We start from the raw sequence: 21,583 nt of genomic DNA, 5'->3' as shown, positions 1-21,583 counted from the left end.
GGTTCTCTGTTCAGCTCGGGTTGATTCGGCACTGCATCAGGGAATGCTGATGTCGCCATTTTTCAAGGTAAATGATAACGCTATACATTACGTACAATTGAATACGCCAAACAGAGCGATTACTCGACAACTATTGTGCAAAAATGCACAGAACTAAAGGGATGGGAGTAATAAGCTGTGCAAAAAGATAGCTTCAGTTGGGACGATTTATACGTTGCGTATCGAGTGGCGGAAGTCGGGACGTTGAGTCAAACCGCGGAGCAACTGGGGATGAATCACTCGACCGTGCTGCGCCGCCTCTCACGCCTGGAACAGCAGTTAGGGGTAAAGCTGTTTATCCGCCATCAGCGAGGCTATCGACTCACCGATGCCGGGCAACTGATGCGGGAACGTATGCAACCGGTTGCTGATGAAATGCTGCGACTGCAGACGAGTCTGACGGCGTTTGATGCATCGCCACCAGGGACGTTGCGGATTTCAACGGTGTCGGATTTTTCGTTGTTTTTTGCCCCCTTGTTGCATGACTTTCGCGAGCAGTATCCACAAACCCGGGTTCAGCTGGTGGCAACGGACGATAAGATGTCGCTGGCCAGTGGTGATGTGCATGTGGCGATCCGGATGGGGCAGCAGCCACAAGAGCCGGATTTGATTGCACGGAAACTGTTACCGGTTGAGATGGAATTCTACGCCGCCGACCGTTATATCCAGCGTTATGGCATGCCGGCCTCGCTGGCTGATGTGAATCGTCATCAATGGGTGTTGCCATCGGGTAACAAGCGGCATATTCCCGGTATTCGGCAATTGTTGGCAGCCCTGGATAGCCGGCAAATTGTGTTTGAGAGCAACAGCTTTACCGATATTCACTCTGCGGTGTCGGCAGGGATGGGCATTGGCCCGGTGGGGGCTTTGCAACGGATAGGCAGTCGTGATGCGTCACTGCAGCAGGTCGACTTTGGCGTTGTAATGGAGCCGTCGTATATGTGGTTCGTGTACCATAAGGATATGCGTGGGAGTGGCAGAATTCAGGCGTTACAGAAATTTATTGTTGAGCGATTACAGCTCATGGCAGCCCGTGCGATCAGCCACCCGCGCTAGAGTAACTGGCTCGGGGTACCTAGTTTGGCCGACAGACAAGGCCAGGGTTGGCAGATGCGGGTGATGGTTGAGCGGGTTGTGGCGATCGCAGGATATTGGCGCACCAACTGATCCGGGCAATAGGTCAAGGCATCGACTTGTGCGTCAATCCGGAGCGCATCGTCCCCCAGTAGCGTATGAATCACAATATTGGCGGTTGACGGGTCATGATCCAGCAAGGGTCGGCCATGGTGATGAATAAACGCATCGCTGCAGGCTTCCAGCATCCTCAGGGTAAAATAGGCGTGGCATAGTGAGACCATATTGGCAGAGGTGTTTGCCGGGAGCGAGCGATCCAGGTAGGGCAAGTTGTGTTCGATACGCTGATACAGACGTGGCGCCCGTTGCTCAAGCTGGTCCTGAATCAGGCGCTGGTAAACACAGTAAGCCATACTGTATTGGGATAGTTGGCTGACAGCGGCCTCGCTGGCGAGGTGGACAATACGGCTCAGATTATTGAGGTTGGCAGTAATACGCATTTCCAGTTCCGATGCAGGCAGGTGGTTGTGCTGTTCTCGCAGGCGGTGGGCCATGGGTGTCATTTTCACCTCTGATTCTTTTTATATCAATAAAATCAATTACTTACTGATTTCAAATTGAGCTGATAAAAAAAGTATAGCCAAGATTGGCAAACTGGCCAGTCGATTAGTGGGCCGGTGCGAAAGAGACAGGTTGGCGATAGAGCTGAATTGCGAACCGGGTCACAAATACCGCCCGGGCCAACAGAAAGGCGTAAAAACTTAGCCACAAGCCGGTATTACCCAGATCCGTGGTCAGCCACCAGAGCGGCATAAAGACCAGCAAGGCTGCAGCCAACATGGCATTACGCATGGTATGAGTGGCCCCGGCACCGATACACAAACCATCCAGCCAATAACTCCAGAAGCCTGCTAGGGGTAATCCGACCAGCCAGATTTGATACTCGTCCAGCAGAGGCAGCAGTGCCGTATTATCAGTGAGCAGTGGCCATAACCAGCTGCCTGCTGCGGCAAAAAGCAGGCTCAGCAATACGGCGAGTAATACGGAATTGACGCCGGTAATCAGAATGATACGACGAACATTGGCAGACTGATCCTGCTGCGACTGATTGGGTGGGGGCGACTTGTGTGTGGTTTGGCTGGCAGACGCTTGTGCCAGGGTTTGCCCTGTCAGGCTTTCTGCGGCGTGAGCGATGCCATCGAGGGCATTGGAAATCAGCATCAGTAAGGTGATGATCAGGCTGTTGGCCGCCAGAATCAGCTCTCCCTGACGTGCCCCCTGGGCGTTAAAAAATGCAAACAGCAATAATAGGGTCAAGGTACGGACAAACAGCTGGTGGTTGATGCGGATCATGGGTTGCAGTTGCTGCCAGGAAGGGCGCTGGAGCCAATACTGTTTGGCCCGGAGGAGCAGGGGTTGATCGGCACTGTTTGTTTGTCGCAAAACAAACCAGAGACCGGTGGCAAGACCGATATAATCAGCCATCACGCTACCGAGAGCCACGCCGTCGGTGGTCATATCCATACCATAGACAAACAGGGCGTCGAGACCGCCGTTGGCCAGATTGGTGATGGTCATGATGATCAGTGGTACGCGGGTCTGGCCTCGACCAATAAACCAGCCCAGCAGAGCGTATTGAGCAAAAACAGCCGGTACCGAGATCACCCGAATACTGAGGTACAGCTGGGCGCCATCTGATACGGCAGGAGTGGCTCCCATCCAGGGAATCACCAGAGGTAACAGCAACCAGCCACACAGGCCAATAATGGCACTCAGGGGGATGGCCAGCCAGAATGCATGCCCCAACACATCAACCTGCTCTGTGGCCGAGCGGCTGCGAGCTGTCAGGGCTGTTGTGCCCATGCGCAGAAAACCGAAGCTCCAGCACAGCAGTGTAAAAAGTTGAGCGCCAATCGACACCGCACCAAGATACGCTGCATCAGGTAGATGCCCCAGAATGGCACTGTCGACCAGTCCCAGTAACGGGACGGTGATATTGCTTAACATAACTGGCCAGGCAATGGTCAGAATGCGACCTTGTGTCGCGGCCCAGCCAGTCGCAGGGGCAGCAGGTGTCAATGACATGACTGATATACTCAATACTCAGAAACAGGAGAATGACAATGAACAACCGGGTGTCTTCAGCGTCTCGTCTCGGCGCTATCTTACTCTTCGTGGTGTTGGCTGTATCGGCTGTAGTGGGCACATTGGCAGCTCGTCTGACCGACCCTGCTACTCGATTGGGTTCTACCAGTGACATGATGTTATTTCAGAGCGGCAGTCCAGTTTCAGACTTCGAATTTATTGACCAGCATGGTGAGCGGCGTGATCAGCGCAGTTTCTCCTCTGGCTGGAAGCTGGTGTTTTTTGGCTATACGTTCTGTCCGGATATTTGCCCGACCACATTAGCGGACCTGAATCGGGTGTGGAAGGCATTGCCTGACGAGACGCTTCAGCATCTGGAAGTGGTCTTCGTATCGGTAGATCCTCAGCGCGACCGGCCGGCCAGTCTGGCACCTTACCTGCAATATTTTAATCCAGCGTTTGTAGGGCTGACGGGTAATCCCCAGGCCTTGTCATTGCTGGCGCAGGAAATCAACGGATTTTATGCCAGGGTTGATCGTGGTGATGCACCGTATCTGATGGATCATTCGGCCAACCTGATGCTGGTCGATGCGGATTGGCAGTTTCGTGGCTATATCGAACCGCCATTCCGGCCTGACCGCTTAATCCCGATTTTGACGGCTATTGTTGATAGATAACAAAATGGCGGATATTGGCCCGGTACAGTACGTTACAGTACGATACGAAAGGAACCTCACCGCCGGTTAACGGCGGTGCTGGCAACAAACAGCAGGGTGGCCGCGACGACAACACTGGGGCCAGCGGGGGTGTCCCACCAGAACGAGGCCGACATGCCCATCAGTACCGATACCAACCCGATCAGACTGGCGAACAGGGCCATCTGCTCAGGGGTGCGGGATAAACTGCGAGCTGCTGCTGGCGGAATAATCAGCATGGCGCTGACCAGCAGAATGCCAACAATTTTCATGGCCAGGGCAATCACCAGCGCCAGCATCAGAATCAGTAATAATTGCAGTCGAGCCACCGGGTAGCCATCAATAGCGGCCAGCTCCGGGCTGACAGTCGTTGCCAGCAAGCCGCGCCATTGCCAGATAATCAGGCCGATACAGATTACAGCCGCTATCGCTACCATCAGTGTATCGGTGCTGGTGACAGCCAGTAGATCACCAAACAAATAACCCATCAGATCCACTCGCACATCCTGGGCCAGACTCAGAACGACGAGTCCAACGGCCAGCATGCTGTGCGAAATAATCCCCAGTAACGTATCCGAAGACAGAGAGGCAATACGTTGCATCGGATACAGTAACAAGGCCAGTATCACCGAGCTGAGCAGCAAGGCCAGGGTCGGGTTGATATCGGAAATCACACCCAGGGTAATGCCCAGCAGCGCGCCATGGGCCAGGGTGTCGCCGAAAAACGCCATGCGTCGCCATACAACAAAGCTGCCCAGAGGCCCGGTGACGCAGGAGAGCAACAAGCCGCTGAGTAATGGCATTAACCACCAGTAAGATATCATCAGTGCATTCATGGCTGGCGGGTTTCCGCTGTTGGGTCGTCATCGGTATGGCCAACGAGGCAATGCTGGTGGTCATGGTGATGGGTGTAGTGAGCGATTGGCGCCGTACGTTGGCCAAACAGTTGTTGGTAAGCATCACTGACGGAGACCAGGTCGGGATGGCCGGAACAACAAATATGGCCATTCATACAGATCACTTCATCCGTCGCTGCCATGACCAGATGCAAATCGTGGGAAATCATCAGCACCCCACAGCCGAGTTCGTCACGCAATGTTGGGATCAGCCGGTAGAGCTCATGCTGCCCCTGGACGTCGACCCCTTGCACAGGCTCATCCAGTACCAACAGGTCGGGTTTCAGCAGCAGGGCCCGGGCCAGCAAGACGCGCTGCCATTCGCCACCGGACAAGTCCTGGATATCCTGATTGACCAGGAGCTGAATACCCAGGCGATTGAGCCAGCCATGAATGGCACTGTCCTGGGCGCTGCGAGCCAGACGCAGAAAACCGAGTACGGTGAGAGGCAACCTTGGTTCCAGTTGCAGATGCTGTGGCATATAACCAATCGTCAGCGGCTTGCGACGCCAAACGGAGCCGGAGTCGACCTTCTCCAGCCCCAGTAAAATACGGATCAGGGTCGATTTACCACAGCCATTAGGGCCGATCAGGGTCAGAATCTCGCCGGCGTGCAGCTCCAGGGAAATATCCGTCAGCACCTGTTTATGACGACGCTTGAGATTCAAACCAGTCGCTTTTAATAGCAGAGGACGATCAGGCATGATCATTGGCCGTGGTTTCCCCAGATGCTGGCTGACAGCTCGGGCATAAGCCGGTCAGTTCGGTCAACTGGTGGTGCACCTGCACTCCCAGCACCTGTTCGACTTGTCGGGTTAATGCATTCAGCTTGTCGTTGGGCAGCTCCTGGGCCTGGCCACAGTGTTCACAGATAAAAAAACACACTGGGTGATTGGCTCCCGGATGATTACAGCCTACATAGGCATTTAATGAATGCAGCCGGTGTACCAGTCCCAGATCGAGCAAGAAATCCAGTGCCCGGTACACCGTCGGAGGTGCAGAGTTGAAGCCATCATTGGCGAGGGCTGGCAGCAGTTCATAGGCACCAACCGGCTTATGGCTTTGCCAGATCAGTTCCAGCACCCGTTGGCGGACTTTGGTCAGGCGTGCTCCCTTGTCATGGCACAAGGATTGGGCCTGGCTCAGCGCATTGGCGACACAATGCGAATGATTGTGGGGTTGGTACACATTCTGACTCATGGAAGGTCAACCTTAGGTTATAATGTTGCAATATTACGAAAGACTGAACGAGACACAATGAACAAAGTGATATTTTTACTGTTATTGGTACTTCTTGGCGCCTCCACACCAGCGTTTGCCGCTGCAGATATGGACGATGCCCTTACATCCGAAAGCCGGATGCCATCCGTGTTGGCCAGTGTGCACCCGCTGGCGCTGGTCGCGGCTTCTGTCGTTCCGGCAGAGCGGCTGAATGTGCTGGTGCCTCCGGGGATGACACCCCATGATTTTGCCTTGCGCCCTTCGGATATCGACCTGATCCAGAATGCTGACATTATTCTGTGGGCCGGGCCGGTGACTGAGCCGTACCTGAAAGGCTTTGCCAACCGCTGGCCCGACAAAATATGGATCAACGTGGCGGAACTGGGGCAAGACAGCCCGATTCAGGACCCCCACTGGTGGCTGTCGCCCAGCGTTATGAAGTTGGCGCAGCAGCAGCTGGCAGAGCAGGTCGGGCGAGATTCGGCAACTTTTGCGGCAGCCGTCGATCTGGCGGTGGCCGAAAGCCGAACCCTGTTGGCCCCTGTGCGGCAGCGTGGCTTTTTTGTTTTTCATCGCGCTTACGACCATTGGGTCGCGGCACTGGGCTTGAACCAGGTGGGTTATTTCACCCTTAGCCCGGAACAGAAGCCGGGTATCCGCACCTTGCAGACCATGCGTTCACAGTTAATGAGTGGCGAGGTGGTCTGCGTCTTCAGCGAACCGGAATTCTCACCGGCCTTGGTGGATCGTATTGTTGAAGGCATTACGGTCGGTCGTGGTGAACTGGATCCGATGGGACTGCAAGTCGAGATTGCCAGCGATGCCTATCCTGCACTCTTGATGGATATGGCACACCGCGCCAGGACTTGTCTGGAAGCGGTCGCAATGGATAAGGCCGGTGTTCTGGAGTGGGAAACCGAGATCGACAAGGCGTCGCCGGGCCCGGATGATCCGGAAGACGAAGCGAGTGATCACCACCATCATCATGAATCCGATCACCACCATGAATAATCATGGCTGATCGTTGTTTTACCCCGGGTTTGGGCTTATGGCGCAGACCCGGCAATTCCCTGCGTGGATGACCCTTGCTTGAAGCGTCGGGTTTGATATTCAGCCAACTGCGTTTTGGAAGCGCGCTGCAACAACCTGCTAGAATGATGCTTAATTCAGGTAGCCACCCGGTAAGCGAGCACTCATCATGTCTCAGCCCTCTTCTTCGATCGATCTCCCGCTAGCAATTGTTACCCTGGCCGCAGGCAAGGGTTCTCGGATGAAATCCGATTTACCCAAAGTGTTACACCCGCTGGCTGGCAAGCCGATGTTGCAGCATGTGCTCGACAGTGCCAGTCAACTGGCCGGTGCGCGTCAGTATGTGGTGATTGGTCATGGGGCAGAACAGGTGCAGGCCGCGATGACACAAGATGTTTGCTGGGTCATGCAATCACAGCAGCAAGGTACCGGCCATGCGGTTGCCCAGGCGATGCCCGAAGTGCCGGATGACGCTGTCGTACTGGTGCTGTATGGCGATGTGCCGCTGATTAGCACATCAACCTTGTCTGCTCTGTTGGCGGAGACTCACGCATCGGCCGAACAAACCGGCGGGTTGGCATTGCTGACGATCGAGCTGGCGGATGCGACGGGTTATGGCCGTATCGTACGGGATGACAGTGGCAATATTCAGGCGATTGTCGAACACAAGGATGCGACGCAAGAGCAACGGACTATCCGGGAAGTGAATACCGGTATTCTGGCGGTGGCAGCCAGTCATCTGAAGCGTTGGTTGCCGCTCTTGTCAGATAGCAATGTGCAGGGTGAGTATTATTTAACGGATATTGTTGCGCTGGCGGTGGCGGAAGGTACGGCGGTACGGGCGATTCATCCCCAATATGGGCACGAGGTGCAGGGGGTGAATGATCGCTTGCAGCTGGCCGGTCTCGAACGGGTGTTTCAGCGACAGCAAGCGGATGAGCTGATGCGGCTTGGGGTGGCGCTGGCCGACCCGGCACGGTTGGATATTCGGGGTTCACTGACGGTGGGCCAGGATGTGTCGATTGATGTGGGGTGTATTTTTGAAGGTGATGTCGTGCTGGGAGACGGCGTCAGTATTGGTCCTTATTGTGTGATACGAAACAGCCAGTTGGCGGCCTCAACCCAGGTTGAGGCCTATTGTCATCTCGATGACGCGGCCGTGGCGCAGACATGTGCCATTGGTCCTTATGCCCGGTTACGGCCGGGAGCGGAGCTGGCCGACGGTGCCAAGGTTGGCAATTTTTGCGAAGTAAAAAAATCACGTATCGGAGCCGGCTCCAAGGTCAACCATCTCAGTTATATCGGTAATGCCGATGTTGGCGTCGGTGTGAATATCGGTGCTGGTACCATTACCTGTAATTACGATGGGGTGAACAAGGCAACGACGCGTATCGGGGATAATGCCTTTATCGGTTCCAATTCAGCCCTGGTGGCACCGGTCGAGATCGGTGCCAATACCACGATTGGTGCCGGGTCTGTGATTGTCAGGGAAGTGACTGATCAGCAATTGGCGATTGCACGGGGCAAGCAGCGCAATATCGATGGTTGGCAGCGGCCGCAGAAAAAGTCCTGATTACTGTGCGACGATAAAAAAGACAGACAATAAAAAGCCGGAAAGTTGTTCCGGCTTTTTATTGTCTGTCTGCTATGGATATGGATGACAGGAACCGGTATGACCCGTTTGCCCTGTCAGAGCTAGCTCTCCAGCCAGCTGTTTAATACATCGATATCCTGTTCGCTCAGAGTACCGGCATAAAATTTCAGGTTAAGCAGGTTGATAATGTAGTCGTAGCGGGCATTGGCGTAGTCGCGTTGGGCGCTGAACAGGTTCTTTTGGGCATCCAGCACTTCAACGATATTACGGGTTCCTACCTGGTAGCCAGTTTCTGTGGCTTTCAGAGCACTTTCAGCCGAGGTAATGGATTGTTTGCGGGCATCGATATTTTGCACGCTGGTCTGCAGCTGACGAAACAGGCTGCGGATATTCTGTTTTACACCGCGACGTTGCTGCTCGAGCTGATAATCAGCGGTTGCCAGATTGCTGGCCGACTGTTTGCTTTGTGCGTACAGAGAACCACCGGTAAACAGCGGCATGGATACGGTCAGGCCAATGGTGCCAACGGTTGAGTCGGTTGGATCGGTGGTGTAAGTGGGTGCCACGTCCGAGATGGTGTAACTGGCACTGAGGTCGACGGTTGGCAAACGGTTGGAGCGGGTTGCGTTACGTTGCAGGCGAACCCCTTCTTTTTGCGCAATCGCCATACGGATGCCCGCGTATTTTTCCAGGCCGGATTCAACCCAGCTGGAAACATCTGCCGGGGCTGGCATTTGCATGCTGATGTCATCCTGCAGGCTGGCAACCTGATCGTAGCGTTGGCCGGTCAGGACTTCCAATGCCTCATAACTGATATCCAGGGCGGCTTGCAGGCTCAGCAAGTTGACATAGGTGAGGTCATAAATCGCCTGTGCTTCATGGACATCGGTAATGGCAATCAGGCCAACATCAAAGCGTTGCTGGGTTTGTTCCAGTGAGCGTTTGACGGCACGTTCTTCTGCTTTGGCTGTTTCGAGATTATCTGCTGCCCGCAATATATTGAAATAGGCCTGTGCCGTACGGAGCAGCAACTGTTGTTCCGCCAGTTGCAGTTGGGATTCGTAGCTACTGTCTATGGTTTTGGCAGCTTGATAGGTGTACCAGCTGTTGAGATTGAACAGGGTTTGGGAGGCGGACAGCTGCAGCGCGCCCAGTTCATAATCGGCGGTGCTGGTTGATACCGAGTAGTCATTGTTATTAATGATACTGATGATGCTGGCACTCTCAGCTTCGACATCATAATGGGTATAGCTATAGCTGGCCTGGGCTTGTGGCAAAATGGCACCACGAGCAATCGTCACATTGTAGCCATTTGCTTCCCGCTCTGTTCTGGCAGCGGCGATTTCAGCGTCGTTGCTGGCCGCTTGGCGGTAAATGGTGCTAAGGTCACTCGCGGTAGCGATACTGGATACAAGTACCAGGGTTGAGATGGAAAGCAGTTTTTTCATGACAAAACCTTTGCTGAATCCTGGAAAATAGACTGCCATTGAGTCTATCAGAAAAAAACTGATGGGCTGTCTTGGCATTGTGCATGCGTTCAGAACAGTGCGTGCCTCCCGCGAAGCTTAAGTATTCTTGTTGAGTAATATAGTCAGGTCAAGCATGGATAATAACAAATCGACTCCTGGCCATAAGGACTGGGAATTAACGCATAAAGAAGTGGCGTATCAGGGCTTTTTCCGTATTGAGCGGTTGTGGTTGCGGCACAAAACATTCGCCGGTGGCTGGACCGACACCTTTAGTCGGGAGTTGTTTGAACGCGGCGAAGTGGTGTGCGTGCTGTTATATGACCCGCAACGGGATGTGTTGGTTTTCACGGAGCAGTTTCGCGTAGGGGCTATCGGTGCGGATAATACGCCCTGGCTGACCGAGTTGGTGGCGGGCATGGTAGAAGCCGGTGAGTCGGTGGAAGATGTCGCTGCCCGTGAGACGATGGAAGAGGCCGGCTGTCGGTTTGAGCGATTGTTGCCTATCTGCAGCTACTGGTCTTCTCCTGGTGGTACCAGTGAGCGGGTGCATCTCTTTTGCGGATTACTGGACAGTCGGGGTGTTGAAGGGATTCATGGACTGCCAGAAGAACATGAAGATATCCGGCTGCGGCCCATGAGTTTTGAGGACGCCTGGCAGGCGTTCGAAGCTGGAGAAATTGACAACGCGGCCACTATTATCGCGCTGCAATGGATGAAAATTCATCACAGTGAGCTAAGTCAGTACTAACCGGGTATTGGCTTTATCGACTGTATCACCTTGATTGTGATTATGAACAACCGTATACGACAGCGTTATATTCCTGACCTCACGGTCTTGTCTTCTTTGGGGCAAGCGAACTATGCCCGGCTGCAAAAACTAGTGACAGATCACACTGTAGGAGTGGAACATGCGTACAGCATGAGTAATGGCTCGCAGCCTGCCAGCAGAATATCCGTTAAAATCGAGGAAAATCACCGCTATACCACGATGTTGAAAGTGTCTCAGATGGATGAGGCCAAGCGCTGGGTTGCTCCGCCAGTCATGACGGTTCGTATGTATCATGATGTGTGCATGGCGGAAGTGATTGGTTATCAGAACGAGCGGGTTGGTGAAGGGCGATATGATTATCCGAATGACCAGATGCGGCTGCCTGATGAAAAAACGCAGTTAAACCGCTTTCTGGCTGACTGGCTGGAACATTGTATGAAATTCGGACATATTGACCAGTCAGTGGCTTTGAGTTCTGGAAGTCATTCTCCAGCTGACGGCGTGTAGGGAATCTCGGTTGTTGGATCGCCTGTTATTTGATGGGAGTGGCGTTTGGTCTTTTTTGATAGAGCATCAACTTTCCGGTTGATCCAGATTACAGATACCCATTTGTGTGCTCTGAGAAGCGGCCACTTGTTGGGCATGAATACGCTGGACAGCTTGCGCTGTGTTCTGGACATTATTCGTGCTGGACACCTGAACGCTGATGCCATGCTAGTCACAGGGGATATTTCCCAGGATGGCAGCATTGAATCCTATCGCTGCTTACAGGCTGAACTCGCGCCTTTGGCAATACCCAGTTTCTGGATTCCCGGCAATCATGACGACCTCACGGCAATGGCGACTGTCACAGCTGGTACAACACTGCAAGATCGCATACTGCGCACACCGCACTGGCAAGTGATTATGCTCGACAGCAGCGTATCCGGGCAGGTGTACGGTGAGCTGGCTGACAGCGAGTTGGCCCGGTTGGAAGCGATCCTGACGCAATCCCCTGATTTGCATACGCTGGTGTGCTTTCACCATCACCCTGTGTTTATGGATTGTCGCTGGATTGACAGTATCGGTCTGCGTAACGCAGGGGATCTGATGGCGATTGTCTCGCGTTTCTCCAATGTACGGGGATTGCTCTGGGGGCATGTGCATCAGGAAAGTGATCAGATAGAGGGTGATTTACGCTTGTTATCGACACCCTCGACGTGTGTCCAGTTTGCCCCCAGGACGGATGAATTTACCATCGATCGATTGAGCCCGGGGTTTCGCTGGCTGGATCTGTTGCCTGATGGCCGTATCGAGAGCGATATCAAGCGGGTTGAGCATATAGAGTTTGAAGTCGATTATTCGGTTAAGGGATACTGACGCCCCTTCTTGTTCAGGAACGTTCTCGACCGTGATTACCCCCGATAGCATTGGATGCTTGTACTTACATGGTTTTCTTAGTTCACCACAGGCGCTGAAAGCGCAAGAAACTCTGGCCTATTTTCGGCAGCAAGGCCTGGAAGCATCATTACGATTACCTGAATTGCACTTTACCCCGGCAGAAGCCATCGCACAGGCCGCCGATCAACTGCAGCAACTGCAGCAGCGCCATGAACATGTGTTTGTTATTGGCAGTTCTCTGGGTGGATTCTATGCGACCTGGTTGGCACAGAACTATCAAATTCCTGCCATTCTGGTTAACCCTGCGGTTAGGCCTCATCAGTTGTTCCGACATTATCTTGGCCCTCATCAGCACTACCATAGTGGTGAGACGTTTGAAGTGACAGAGTCATATCTCCAGCAGCTGGTTGCATTGGAAGTAACTGAGATTGCCTATCCTGAGGATATGTTGCTGCTGTTGCAAACGGCCGATGAGACGCTGGATTATCGCTACGCGGCTGATTTGTATCGGGCTTGTCCGGGATGGAACCAGGCCGGTGGTTCTCATGGATTTGATAGTTATCAACAGTTCTTGCCGCGCATTATGGCATTTGTCAGCCACCGTTTCCGGTTGCGTTGAGCGGCGGGTGAATGATACCCGATGGCTGGGTATACTCCGTGCCTGCCGTACCGTTAACAGAGGTCAACATGTCTGACACCCGCAAAACATCTGGTCAATACACCGCCGCATCCATTGAAGTTCTGAGTGGACTGGATCCGGTGCGCAAACGTCCGGGCATGTATACGGATACCACGCGTCCTAATCATCTGGCTCAGGAAGTGATTGATAATTCGGTGGATGAGGCTCTGGCTGGCCATGCCTCGCGTATTGATGTCACATTGCATGCTGATGGCTCCATGACAGTACAGGATGACGGCCGTGGTATGCCAACAGATATCCATCCGGAACATGGCGTTTCTGGTGTTGAGTTAATCCTTGGCCAGCTGCATGCCGGAGGGAAGTTCTCTAACGACAGTTACCAGTTTTCTGGTGGGTTGCACGGTGTTGGGGTTTCGGTTGTCAATGCCTTGTCCAAGGCATTGGAGGTGACAATCTGGCGAGATGGCCAGGTGCACCGCATCGGCTTCAAGGATGGTTATAAGGTAACCGACTTGCAGGTGGTTGACCGTTGCGGCAAGAAAAAAACCGGTACCAGCGTGCGCTTTATGCCGGATGAATCGTATTTTGATAGCCCTCGCTTTTCTATTGTACGGCTGAAGCATGTATTACGGGCGAAAGCGGTGTTATGCCCGGGCTTGCGTATTGTCTTTGTGGCTCCTGACAGTGCTGATAATGCGGAATGGTATTACGAAGATGGCCTCAAGGATTATCTGGTAAGTGCCGCCAGTGGTTATGAGGTGTTACCCACAACCCCTTTTACCGGTGTTACGTCAGGCCCCAGCGAAGGAGTTGATTGGGCGGTACACTGGTTGCCGGAGGGAGGTGAGTTATTGCAAGAGAGCTACGTCAATCTGATTCCTACAGCTCAGGGCGGCACACACGTCAACGGCTTCCGTTCGGGATTGTTGGATGCCTTGCGGGAGTTTTGTGAGTACCGCAATCTGCTGCCAAGAGGCATCAAACTGACGCCGGATGATTTGTGGGAACGCTGCTCCTATGTTGTCTCTGCCAAGTTGACCGATCCCCAGTTTGCTGGACAGACCAAGGAGCGACTGTCTTCACGGGAAGCCTCGGCCTTTATTTCTGGTGTGGTGAAAGATGCGTTTGCCTTATGGCTGAATGACCACATTCCTGCTGCGGAGCAGTTGGCAGAGCTGGCGATCAGTAGCGCTCAAAGCCGATTACGCAAATCGAAAAAAGTAGCTCGCAAAAAGATTACCCAAGGCCCTGCACTTCCTGGCAAGCTGGCGGACTGTACCGGACAGGATGGGGAGCGGACGGAGTTGTTTCTGGTCGAGGGTGACTCCGCCGGTGGTTCTGCCAAGCAGGCCCGGGACCGGGAATTTCAGGCGATCATGCCGCTACGCGGCAAAATTCTTAATACCTGGGAGGTCGATTCGGATCAGATTCTGGCCTCACAGGAAGTCCATCATATTGCCATTGCTTTGGGTATTGACCCTGGCTCGAATGATCTTTCCGGTTTGCGATATGGCAAGGTCTGCATTCTGGCTGATGCTGACTCGGATGGTTTGCATATTGCGACCTTGTTGTGTGCGCTATTTTTACGCCATTTCCCGGCACTGGTATCCGAAGGTCATGTGTATGTGGCAATGCCTCCTCTGTATCGGATCGACATTGGCAAGGATGTCTATTATGCGCTGGATGAAGCCGAGCGCAGTGGCATTCTCGAGCGTATCGGCGCAGAGAAAAAACGTGGCAAGATCAACGTGCAACGATTCAAGGGCTTGGGTGAAATGAATCCGATGCAGCTGCGAGAAACGACCATGGATCCGGATACCCGTCGATTGGTGCAATTGGTGCTGGAAGAAGATGATCCAGAAGAAGAAGTACAGCAAACCTCCGAGACACTGGAATTGATGGATATGCTGCTAGCCAAAAAACGAGCCGGTGATCGCAAGGCCTGGCTTGAACGCCGTGGTAACGAGGCTGAGCTGGCATAACAATTCTGAGGCTGTCATAGAGGAAAATGGCAGTCCGGGTATGGATAGGTCGGGTTGAATACGGCAAACAACAAAAACAAATAAGGGCTGCAAATGCAGCCCTTATTCTTATGCAACGTACAGTATCCGGTTATTACGGGACAAAGTTGATGGGGAACTCAACACTGGTCACCTCGACTTCCGGACGATCCTTGAATCGCATACGACGGCATTGTGACAGCAGACGTTTATGCAGAGCTTCATCGTTCAGCTCGCTGCGACCAATTTCACACGACTGAACTGTACCCGAAGGGGTAATTTTCAGAGCCAATACCACGGTACCTGCCAGCGTAGGGTCTTTCTGCTGAGCTCGGCGATAGGCATTGAAGAAGCTTTGTTTGCTGGTTTCAAACACCAAACGCATTTCTTCCTGAGTCCGATTGCTGCCGGCTTCCTCTGTCTTGCGAATTTCTTCGCTGGAAACTGCAACAGCCGTTGTCGTACGTTCACCAAGCTGCTCGCCACTGGTAGCTGCTGTCAGGGTTGACTCATCAATACCGCTTAAGGCAATGACAGCATTCGGATCAACAACACTACCAGCACTGACTGCGGTGCTACCAACGTTGCTCAAAGCCGCACTGCTGGTATCCAGCTTGACGTTCGGAATGGCAGCTGCCAAAGCAGCCAACGAGTTCAGAGCATCACTACCCAGTGCTTCTTTTACCTTCTCCTGAGCTTTTTTACGTTCTTCTGGCTTGGCTTCTACCTTGGGTACAGGCTTGGGCCTAGGCTTCGGTACGTCGGCAACTTCAGGTTTAGGCACCTCCGGTTTTGGTTCTTCTACTTTCTCTTCCGGCGGTGGCGGCGGTGGTGGTGGTGGCGTTGGTTTTTTCTGTTCCAGCAATTTTGCCAGTGCAGGTGGGATCTTTTCCAACTCACTCCGGTCCGGTTCCGGTACATCCATCATCGGGATCAGAATACCCACTACTGTTGTGAACAGCAGGGCTATCACCAGAATCGAGATGTAACGCTTACCGCCAGTATCTACCCAGGGTAAGACCGGCTCGTGTCGATTAATGAGGGCTTCACTCATGGGGCACCCCCATCGACTTTATTGACGGCCAGAGAAATATTACTGAATGTTGCTTTTGAACATGTGTTCATTACTTTCTTCAGCAAAGCGTATGGCGTGTCTTTGTCACCCACGACGGTGATATACCGACCCAACTCCAGCAGTTCTGGTGAGAGAGGTGAACGTTCGGCCATATACTGCAGCTCGGTAAGGAGTGCATCAATGGTTTCACCTTCAGACGCTTCAACCTGAGGTATGGTAACAATAGACCGACCCTGAACCAGAATCTCTTGCTTGTTCACCATCACGACCAGATTTTCGTCTGGCATGTTTTCAGCAATGGAGTTCGGCAGCTCAATCTGTTCACTATCTTCAACTTTCACGTCGTTCTGGTTCACCATAAGGAAAAATACCAGAATGGTGAAAATATCCATCAGCGACGTCAGATTAAGAGTTGCTTCCCCTCTCTTGCGCTTATGGTTGCGATCCATGCGCTTGGCGCGGCGGGACGTCTTCTTCATTGTGTCACCTCCGTTGTGGTCGCCAGGTCAGGTGCTGCACCCAGAGAAATATCAGGGAACAGGGCTGCATCAACCACTGACGTTACAACAACGGCAGGGTATATACGAACCGCATCCATCACTGATACCAGAGTCTGATAATCAATTCCTGCTTCAGGAAGCAGGCTGATGTCGGTTTTTTGAGCAAATACAGGATCTTTTTTGATCTCTTGCAGGATGGTTGACAGTCCTTCCAGGTCATAGCTTGCGCCTTCTTCCTTCGGGAATGTCGCGTGCACCACCGTCTGCAACAGATAGCTATGAGAAACTTGTATGCTGTCTGAGCGGATGATGACCTCTAGCGTCACATCTTTTGGGTCTACAACAGTAGGCTGATCGCCCGCCGGCAACTTGAGATCGATTACGGCCAGTTGTGAGAACACCATGTTCATCAGCAGTACTGGTACCAATACGATCATCAGGTTCATAAAAGATGTAACGTTGAGCTCCGCCTGTTCTTGATTGCGTTGGCGTCTCATTGGAAATTACATCTCACTTGTTGCCGGTAGTGGATTGACCTTGCTTGCGCTCGGTAATGATGTTCAGGAACTTCACTCCGGCCATTTCAATGCTGTCGACAATTTCATTGGTTTTGGTTTGCAGGTAGGTATGCAGCAACAGCAGCGGAATAGCAGCCATCAAACCAAATGCGGTGGTGTTCATCGCAACCGAGATACTTTGTGACAGCAGCGTGGCTTTTTCTGCCGGAGCTGCGTTGGCAACCGCGGTAAAGGCCGCGATCAGACCCATAATGGTACCCAGCAGTCCCATCAGGGTGGCAATGTTTGCCATGGTGGCAACATATTGAGTACGTTTTTCAAGCTGTGGAACAGCTTCCATCAAGCCTTCTTCAAGAGCATATTCGATTTCTTCACGACGTTGGCTGCCAGGAATACGGGCAATGGCAGCAGAGAATATATCGCCCAGTTTGGTGCTGGACTCATTGGCATAGTTCAGAGCCGCACGCATATCACGGCTTTCAAGCATTGGCAGGATTTCATCAAACGTCTTGCGATTACTTGATTTTTCTCTTGTCAAATAGATCAAACGCTCCAGTGCAATGGCAACACCTACTGCCATGATGAAGCCAATCGGGTACATAAATACGCCGCCTTCTTGAAAAAAACGTACGATGGAATCCATAGAATTTCCCCCAGATTTATTACGTGGTAGATAGTATTTTACTGTTATCTTCCAAGCTGTTATCGGTATTTAACAGCAAGAAAATTGCATTTAATCGACAACCGGCCAATAAAAACAGTCGATATGACTTATTTTTTTCCAGCCTTCGCGATCCTTGTGTTAGTTAGTTAGTTCGCTTTCCTTTCCGTTGCCTGATCACCAAAACCGTCTCTGAAACGCCTGGCATATTCCACTTCAAGATGAAACTGCTTCGGTTGTAACGGCTCGAAGCGTTCTTCTTCATAGCCAGTGAGCGGTTCGAACGGTATTTCCACGTCGGGTGTATCTCTCCACGAAGTAATCGTCATCATGCCAGCGTCTTCAGAATTACCAAGAATGGATATACCTTCCAATTGAATGACGTCGGCTGCGAAAACACTTGTCGGGGTAATCAGAGCCAGTAAAGTGAATAACCATATTTTCATCAGGAGTCTCCTTCCGAATCCACAGCAGCCTCTGTTGGTTGCGGCTCTTCTGGTTGATCGGATGTTTCATCAGCTTGCGGGTTCGAGTCTTCTGTTGCAGTGGCTGCCGCATCTGTATCAGGTGCTGGAGTGCTGGGAACCCGTCTGGCAAGATCCTGTATCCATATATTTAACAGTGGATCTTCCTCTGTATTCAACTGCTGTGCTGTCCGGTATTGCAGCAGCGCCTTGCCATACTGCCTCATATACAGGTCATACAAAATCCCGAGATTGTAATGCAAGTCGGGATTGGGTGCAGAACACTGAATGGCTTTGGAGTAGCTTTCCTCGGCCAAGGTAAAATCACCTAGTTCCCGTGCAACTGGCCCCATGGCCTGAAATGCCGCACAGAATTCACTATCCAGAGTCAAAGCCTGCTCGATGCTGGCTTTGGCTCCTTCAAAATCCTCGGTCTGATATTGTGACAGCCCAAGATTAACCCAGACGCCAGGGTAGTCCGGGGTCCGTTCCGACATAATGGTCCAGTGTTTCAGGGCCTGATCATAGCGCTGGGATTTGAGCAGCAACAAACCATGCTTGAAGAAACCAAGGGTTTCAGCATCAAGGCCTGCGTTTGCAGAGTCTTCTTGCCCAGAGGCATCGGTCTCTTCTTCTGCTGTTGTTTCCTGTTCTGGTTCGGTGGCCTCGTCGCCACTCTTCATCAGCGAGCTACAACCTGCCAGCGTCATCACCAAGAGAAAACTAGCGAATCTCACTAACATAGCTCAATTCCTTTTCTTTCTTGCGGTATTGGGTCGGTGCCAGGTCAGCCATGACATCGAAGCTCTTTTTAACCCACTCATCATAAATACCATCATAGGTACGGTTGATGTTCTTGAGATGAACGTCCATCGCAGCCTGCTCGAAGGGGTAAGACTGGTCTTCCAGCAAGAACTGGTACTCTTCCAGCTCCAGTTCATCCAGGCCTTTGGGTCGCTCAGACTCCAACAATGCCTTGCTCAGCTGAGTGTACAGCTGACCGATCCGGTAGGTCGAAGAGGTCGTGAACTCAAGCACTCCCATTGCCACGGCCTGGGTATACAGGGCTTGGGCTTCTTGCATGGCCTTGTTTTTGGCCGGAATACTCTCGTTCAGCGGCAGGGTCAGTGGCAGATTCACGTATTTTTCCCGTGCGAATTCAGCCAGCTCGTAGGAAGCCCCTGCAGCCAGGTATTTTGACCGCTCTGTTTGCTTGTTACCCGCTTCAGCATTCAGACTGATAATCTTGTCGAGCCAGTAGCGGCGTTTTTCTTCGTCTTTTTCGCTGCTTTCCATGCCGTACAGTTGTTCCAGTTTGTAGCGAGACTCAATGGCCGGATCAAAAGGCTCGGAATAGTTGTTGGCATAGCGCTTGAACATCACAATGGCGCTGCCAATATCTCCAGCTTTCTCATAATATTCACCGGCCTGGAAGGCTGCAATACGCTGTTCTTCCTCATCTTCGCTGGTGCGCCACACATCCGCCAAAGCATTGGCTGCGGCTGACCATTTCTCCTGTTTCTCATAGGTGAAAATCAGCTTTTTGGGAATATCCTGGCTGAGTTTGTGATCCGGATACTTGTTCTGGAATGTGTTGAGCGCTTCTTCTGCGCCCGCATAATCTTCCACTTCAAACAGCAAGGTGATGGCATCGTATTCTGCAATAATGGAGTTTTCGCTGCCTGGCGTGACGTCACTGATACGGTTCCAGCTGGAAGCCGCCAGTTCATAGTTACCTTCTTCACGGGCTTTTTCACCCTGCTTATAGATCGAGGCGGCGACTTTTTCACGAATATCATTGCGGACATCAGGGTCGATATCGCTATATTTCAACGCTTCCTGAAGCGATTCTTCTGCTTCTTCGTAATAGCCCAGTTCAAAGGCGGCGTGACCGCGAACCAGTGCTGCACCATAACGATAGTTGTCCGCAAGGCTGTCCTGAATATCCCAGGCCGTACGGGATACAATCAGTGCTTCTTTGTAATTCTTGTCAGCAAGAAACAGTTCAGAGGTACTGACCAGCACCTTGCCACGTTCTTCGTGATCCGGGAATGTGCGTACAAAGCGCATGGAGTTTTCTGCACTTTGCTGCCGCCATGCCGTCGCTTCCTCAGCATCATCCGGCTGGTATTTGTTGTATGCCAAAACGGTCGCGTAAGCAGCTTCCGGTGCCAGCTCATGATCCGGGTAATCGTAGGCTACGATCTGGTAATGGTCGCGAGCCTGTTGATAATTACCCAGTTCATAGGCGATTTCTGCCAACAGGAAGTGAGCTTCCGGTGCATCTTTTGCGTCTGGGACACTGCGTAAATAAACGTCATACCATTTGGCGGCTGCAGCGTAGCGTTCGGCTTTTTCTTCATCACCCTCGGTTTGTTGCGCCCAGCCATGGTTGAATTTGGCCAGATCCATAATGTAGACAGCAAGTGGCTCTCGGATGGTGTCGCGTACGGCATCGTCATGATTGGCCCAGTAGTCACTGTCGATACCAAAGCGATCGATATAATCCGCTTCACGTTCCCGTTGCAGTACCGGATAACCCGCGAGGGTATATTGTTCAATCATGCGTTGGAAATACAGTGGCGCCTGCTCGCTGTCCGGATAGCGTTCGATGTACGCGGTCAGAGCAGATGCACCACTTTGATAATATTTTTGGTCGTAGTAATAATCCGCCAGGCGGTTGTAAATCAGGTATTCGTAATGGCGGTGGCCATACTCATCAAAAAACTCACCGATTTCTTCCCACTCTCCGCCATAGCTGAAGGTAACGGCCATGGTGTAAATGCTGTCTTTCAGGATCTCTAGACTGGCACCTGTGGCGTTATCAATACTATTCTGGTCCGGATAGTCTTCATCCAGCAAACGGGCAAAGGCAATCTGGCTGTCATCGTAACGGCTCTGTTTGAACAGCGACCAGCCCAGCATGTAGCCGGCGTTACTGTAATATTTGTTGCCGGTACGGCCGTACTCAATCAGGCGTCGAAATGATTGTTCCGCTGCGACATAGTCTTTCATGGCATAGCGTAATTCACCGAGGCGGAATTCGGCATCCAGATAATAGATAGAATCCGGGTATTGTTCCGCCAATTGCTGGAAGGCCTCGGCTGTGTCTTCCGGCTGCATGGCTATGCTGTAGGCTTTGGCCAGCTGGTAGAGGATTTCGTCATTGCCTTCACTATCAGGGTGCTCTTCCAGGATGGCTTTAAATTCCTGAATAGAAGCAGCGAGTTCTTCAGGATCTACGTCTTTCTCTTCCTCGGAAAGGAGATCATCACCAGCCCAGGCAGCTTCTTGTTCATGCAAGCGCAGTGCGGCAATGCGTCGAGAAGCCAGCACTTCGTACTGGTGTTGATCTGCTACTTCAATATAAGCCCGATAACGAGCCACCACGTCTTCATTGGTGACGATCAGTGGCTCATTGGATGGTGCTTTCAATCCGTAATATGTGAGATCCGATATGGTGCCAGCCTGGTG

22 protein-coding genes are annotated in these 21,583 nt (G+C 52.3%); 9 read left to right on the top strand and 13 right to left on the bottom strand.

The genetic code is table 11. From position 1 onward, the window contains the following. The first annotated feature begins 177 nt into the window (after window positions 1-177). Window positions 178-1,095, top strand: a complete 918-nt coding sequence (locus tag Q8W24_RS03540; RefSeq protein ID WP_305474419.1) for a LysR family transcriptional regulator — start codon at window positions 178-180, stop codon at window positions 1,093-1,095. Here Q8W24_RS03540 and Q8W24_RS03535 read toward each other — a convergent pair. After that, window positions 1,092-1,682: a hypothetical protein gene (locus Q8W24_RS03535; RefSeq protein WP_303431307.1), complete on the bottom strand. Its 591-nt coding sequence runs from the start codon at window positions 1,680-1,682 to the stop codon at window positions 1,092-1,094. The two genes, Q8W24_RS03540 and Q8W24_RS03535, sit on opposite strands and share 4 nt — an antisense overlap. A 97-nt stretch (window positions 1,683-1,779) precedes the next feature. After that, entirely contained in the window at window positions 1,780-3,198 is a 1,419-nt protein-coding gene (locus tag Q8W24_RS03530; protein WP_305474417.1) for an MATE family efflux transporter, read from the bottom strand. Between the two features lie 38 nt (window positions 3,199-3,236). Between Q8W24_RS03530 and Q8W24_RS03525 the strand changes: the two genes are divergently transcribed. Continuing rightward, complete coding sequence (locus tag Q8W24_RS03525; protein WP_305474415.1) at window positions 3,237-3,875, top strand: SCO family protein; 639 nt, start codon at window positions 3,237-3,239, stop codon at window positions 3,873-3,875. A 56-nt stretch (window positions 3,876-3,931) separates the two neighbouring features. On the opposite strand, the gene znuB is transcribed toward Q8W24_RS03525, so the two are convergent. From znuB to Q8W24_RS03510, 3 genes are read right to left on the bottom strand one after another with little or no spacing between them, the layout of a single operon-like run. Beyond that, on the bottom strand, window positions 3,932-4,729 hold the full coding sequence (gene znuB, locus Q8W24_RS03520; protein WP_305474413.1) for a zinc ABC transporter permease subunit ZnuB: 798 nt from the start codon (window positions 4,727-4,729) through the stop codon (window positions 3,932-3,934). After that, complete coding sequence (locus tag Q8W24_RS03515) at window positions 4,726-5,493, bottom strand: ATP-binding cassette domain-containing protein (RefSeq protein ID WP_305413650.1); 768 nt, start codon at window positions 5,491-5,493, stop codon at window positions 4,726-4,728. The genes znuB and Q8W24_RS03515 overlap by 4 nt, the downstream gene beginning before the upstream one ends. Beyond that, window positions 5,486-5,989, bottom strand: coding sequence for a Fur family transcriptional regulator (locus Q8W24_RS03510; protein ID WP_303431312.1), 504 nt, complete (start codon window positions 5,987-5,989; stop codon window positions 5,486-5,488). Before Q8W24_RS03510 ends, Q8W24_RS03515 begins: the two co-directional genes overlap by 8 nt. 57 nt (window positions 5,990-6,046) lie before the next feature. On the opposite strand from Q8W24_RS03510, the gene Q8W24_RS03505 reads away from it, so the two are divergent. Together Q8W24_RS03505 and glmU are read left to right on the top strand one after the other, a co-directional pair. Then, window positions 6,047-7,021 carry a metal ABC transporter solute-binding protein, Zn/Mn family gene (locus tag Q8W24_RS03505; RefSeq protein WP_303431313.1) on the top strand — a complete coding sequence of 325 codons (975 nt, stop codon included), beginning with the start codon at window positions 6,047-6,049 and terminating at the stop codon, window positions 7,019-7,021. Window positions 7,022-7,208: 187 nt separating this feature from the next. Further along, window positions 7,209-8,612 (top strand): bifunctional UDP-N-acetylglucosamine diphosphorylase/glucosamine-1-phosphate N-acetyltransferase GlmU, encoded by a 1,404-nt coding sequence (gene glmU, locus Q8W24_RS03500; RefSeq protein ID WP_305474411.1) that lies wholly within the window; start codon window positions 7,209-7,211, stop codon window positions 8,610-8,612. 122 nt (window positions 8,613-8,734) lie between these two features. On the opposite strand, the gene Q8W24_RS03495 is transcribed toward glmU, so the two are convergent. Continuing rightward, on the bottom strand, window positions 8,735-10,081 hold the full coding sequence (locus tag Q8W24_RS03495) for a TolC family outer membrane protein (RefSeq protein WP_303431315.1): 1,347 nt from the start codon (window positions 10,079-10,081) through the stop codon (window positions 8,735-8,737). Between the two features lie 154 nt (window positions 10,082-10,235). On the opposite strand from Q8W24_RS03495, the gene Q8W24_RS03490 reads away from it, so the two are divergent. The 5 genes from Q8W24_RS03490 (at window position 10,236) to parE (ending at window position 14,873) form a co-directional block, all read left to right on the top strand. Then, window positions 10,236-10,850, top strand: coding sequence for an NUDIX domain-containing protein (locus tag Q8W24_RS03490; RefSeq protein WP_303431316.1), 615 nt, complete (start codon window positions 10,236-10,238; stop codon window positions 10,848-10,850). Between the two features lie 36 nt (window positions 10,851-10,886). Next, window positions 10,887-11,378: a DUF1249 domain-containing protein gene (locus tag Q8W24_RS03485; RefSeq protein ID WP_305474534.1), complete on the top strand. Its 492-nt coding sequence runs from the start codon at window positions 10,887-10,889 to the stop codon at window positions 11,376-11,378. A gap of 45 nt (window positions 11,379-11,423) precedes the next feature. Continuing rightward, complete coding sequence (gene cpdA, locus Q8W24_RS03480; RefSeq protein WP_305474409.1) at window positions 11,424-12,230, top strand: 3',5'-cyclic-AMP phosphodiesterase; 807 nt, start codon at window positions 11,424-11,426, stop codon at window positions 12,228-12,230. 31 nt (window positions 12,231-12,261) lie between these two features. Beyond that, a complete protein-coding gene (locus Q8W24_RS03475; protein ID WP_305474408.1) occupies window positions 12,262-12,870 on the top strand; it encodes a YqiA/YcfP family alpha/beta fold hydrolase in 609 nt (202 codons plus the stop codon). Between the two features lie 68 nt (window positions 12,871-12,938). Beyond that, window positions 12,939-14,873: a DNA topoisomerase IV subunit B gene (gene parE, locus Q8W24_RS03470; protein ID WP_305474407.1), complete on the top strand. Its 1,935-nt coding sequence runs from the start codon at window positions 12,939-12,941 to the stop codon at window positions 14,871-14,873. Window positions 14,874-15,006: 133 nt separating this feature from the next. On the opposite strand, the gene Q8W24_RS03465 is transcribed toward parE, so the two are convergent. From Q8W24_RS03465 to Q8W24_RS03435, 7 genes are all read right to left on the bottom strand, one after another. Continuing rightward, entirely contained in the window at window positions 15,007-15,945 is a 939-nt protein-coding gene (locus Q8W24_RS03465; protein ID WP_305474405.1) for a TonB family protein, read from the bottom strand. Further along, window positions 15,942-16,445, bottom strand: coding sequence for a biopolymer transporter ExbD (locus tag Q8W24_RS03460; RefSeq protein WP_305474404.1), 504 nt, complete (start codon window positions 16,443-16,445; stop codon window positions 15,942-15,944). Before Q8W24_RS03460 ends, Q8W24_RS03465 begins: the two co-directional genes overlap by 4 nt. Next, the gene (locus tag Q8W24_RS03455; protein WP_303431323.1) at window positions 16,442-16,963 is read right to left on the bottom strand and encodes a biopolymer transporter ExbD; all 522 of its coding nucleotides are present in this window, start codon (window positions 16,961-16,963) and stop codon (window positions 16,442-16,444) included. The genes Q8W24_RS03460 and Q8W24_RS03455 overlap by 4 nt, the downstream gene beginning before the upstream one ends. A gap of 13 nt (window positions 16,964-16,976) precedes the next feature. Next, complete coding sequence (locus Q8W24_RS03450) at window positions 16,977-17,627, bottom strand: MotA/TolQ/ExbB proton channel family protein (RefSeq protein WP_303431324.1); 651 nt, start codon at window positions 17,625-17,627, stop codon at window positions 16,977-16,979. A 167-nt stretch (window positions 17,628-17,794) separates the two neighbouring features. Beyond that, complete coding sequence (locus Q8W24_RS03445) at window positions 17,795-18,091, bottom strand: hypothetical protein (RefSeq protein WP_303431325.1); 297 nt, start codon at window positions 18,089-18,091, stop codon at window positions 17,795-17,797. Continuing rightward, window positions 18,091-18,852, bottom strand: coding sequence for a tetratricopeptide repeat protein (locus Q8W24_RS03440; protein WP_305474403.1), 762 nt, complete (start codon window positions 18,850-18,852; stop codon window positions 18,091-18,093). Before Q8W24_RS03440 ends, Q8W24_RS03445 begins: the two co-directional genes overlap by 1 nt. Continuing rightward, on the bottom strand, window positions 18,833-21,544 hold the full coding sequence (locus Q8W24_RS03435) for a tetratricopeptide repeat protein (protein WP_305474401.1): 2,712 nt from the start codon (window positions 21,542-21,544) through the stop codon (window positions 18,833-18,835). Before Q8W24_RS03435 ends, Q8W24_RS03440 begins: the two co-directional genes overlap by 20 nt. Window positions 21,545-21,583: the final 39 nt, after the last annotated feature.

This window comes from Oceanobacter sp. 4_MG-2023 (assembly GCF_030689165.1).
Lineage (GTDB): Bacteria > Pseudomonadota > Gammaproteobacteria > Pseudomonadales > Oceanobacteraceae > Oceanobacter.
The sequence above is the reverse complement of the archived record's forward strand: the minus strand, read 5'-3'. Positions and strand labels throughout refer to the sequence as shown.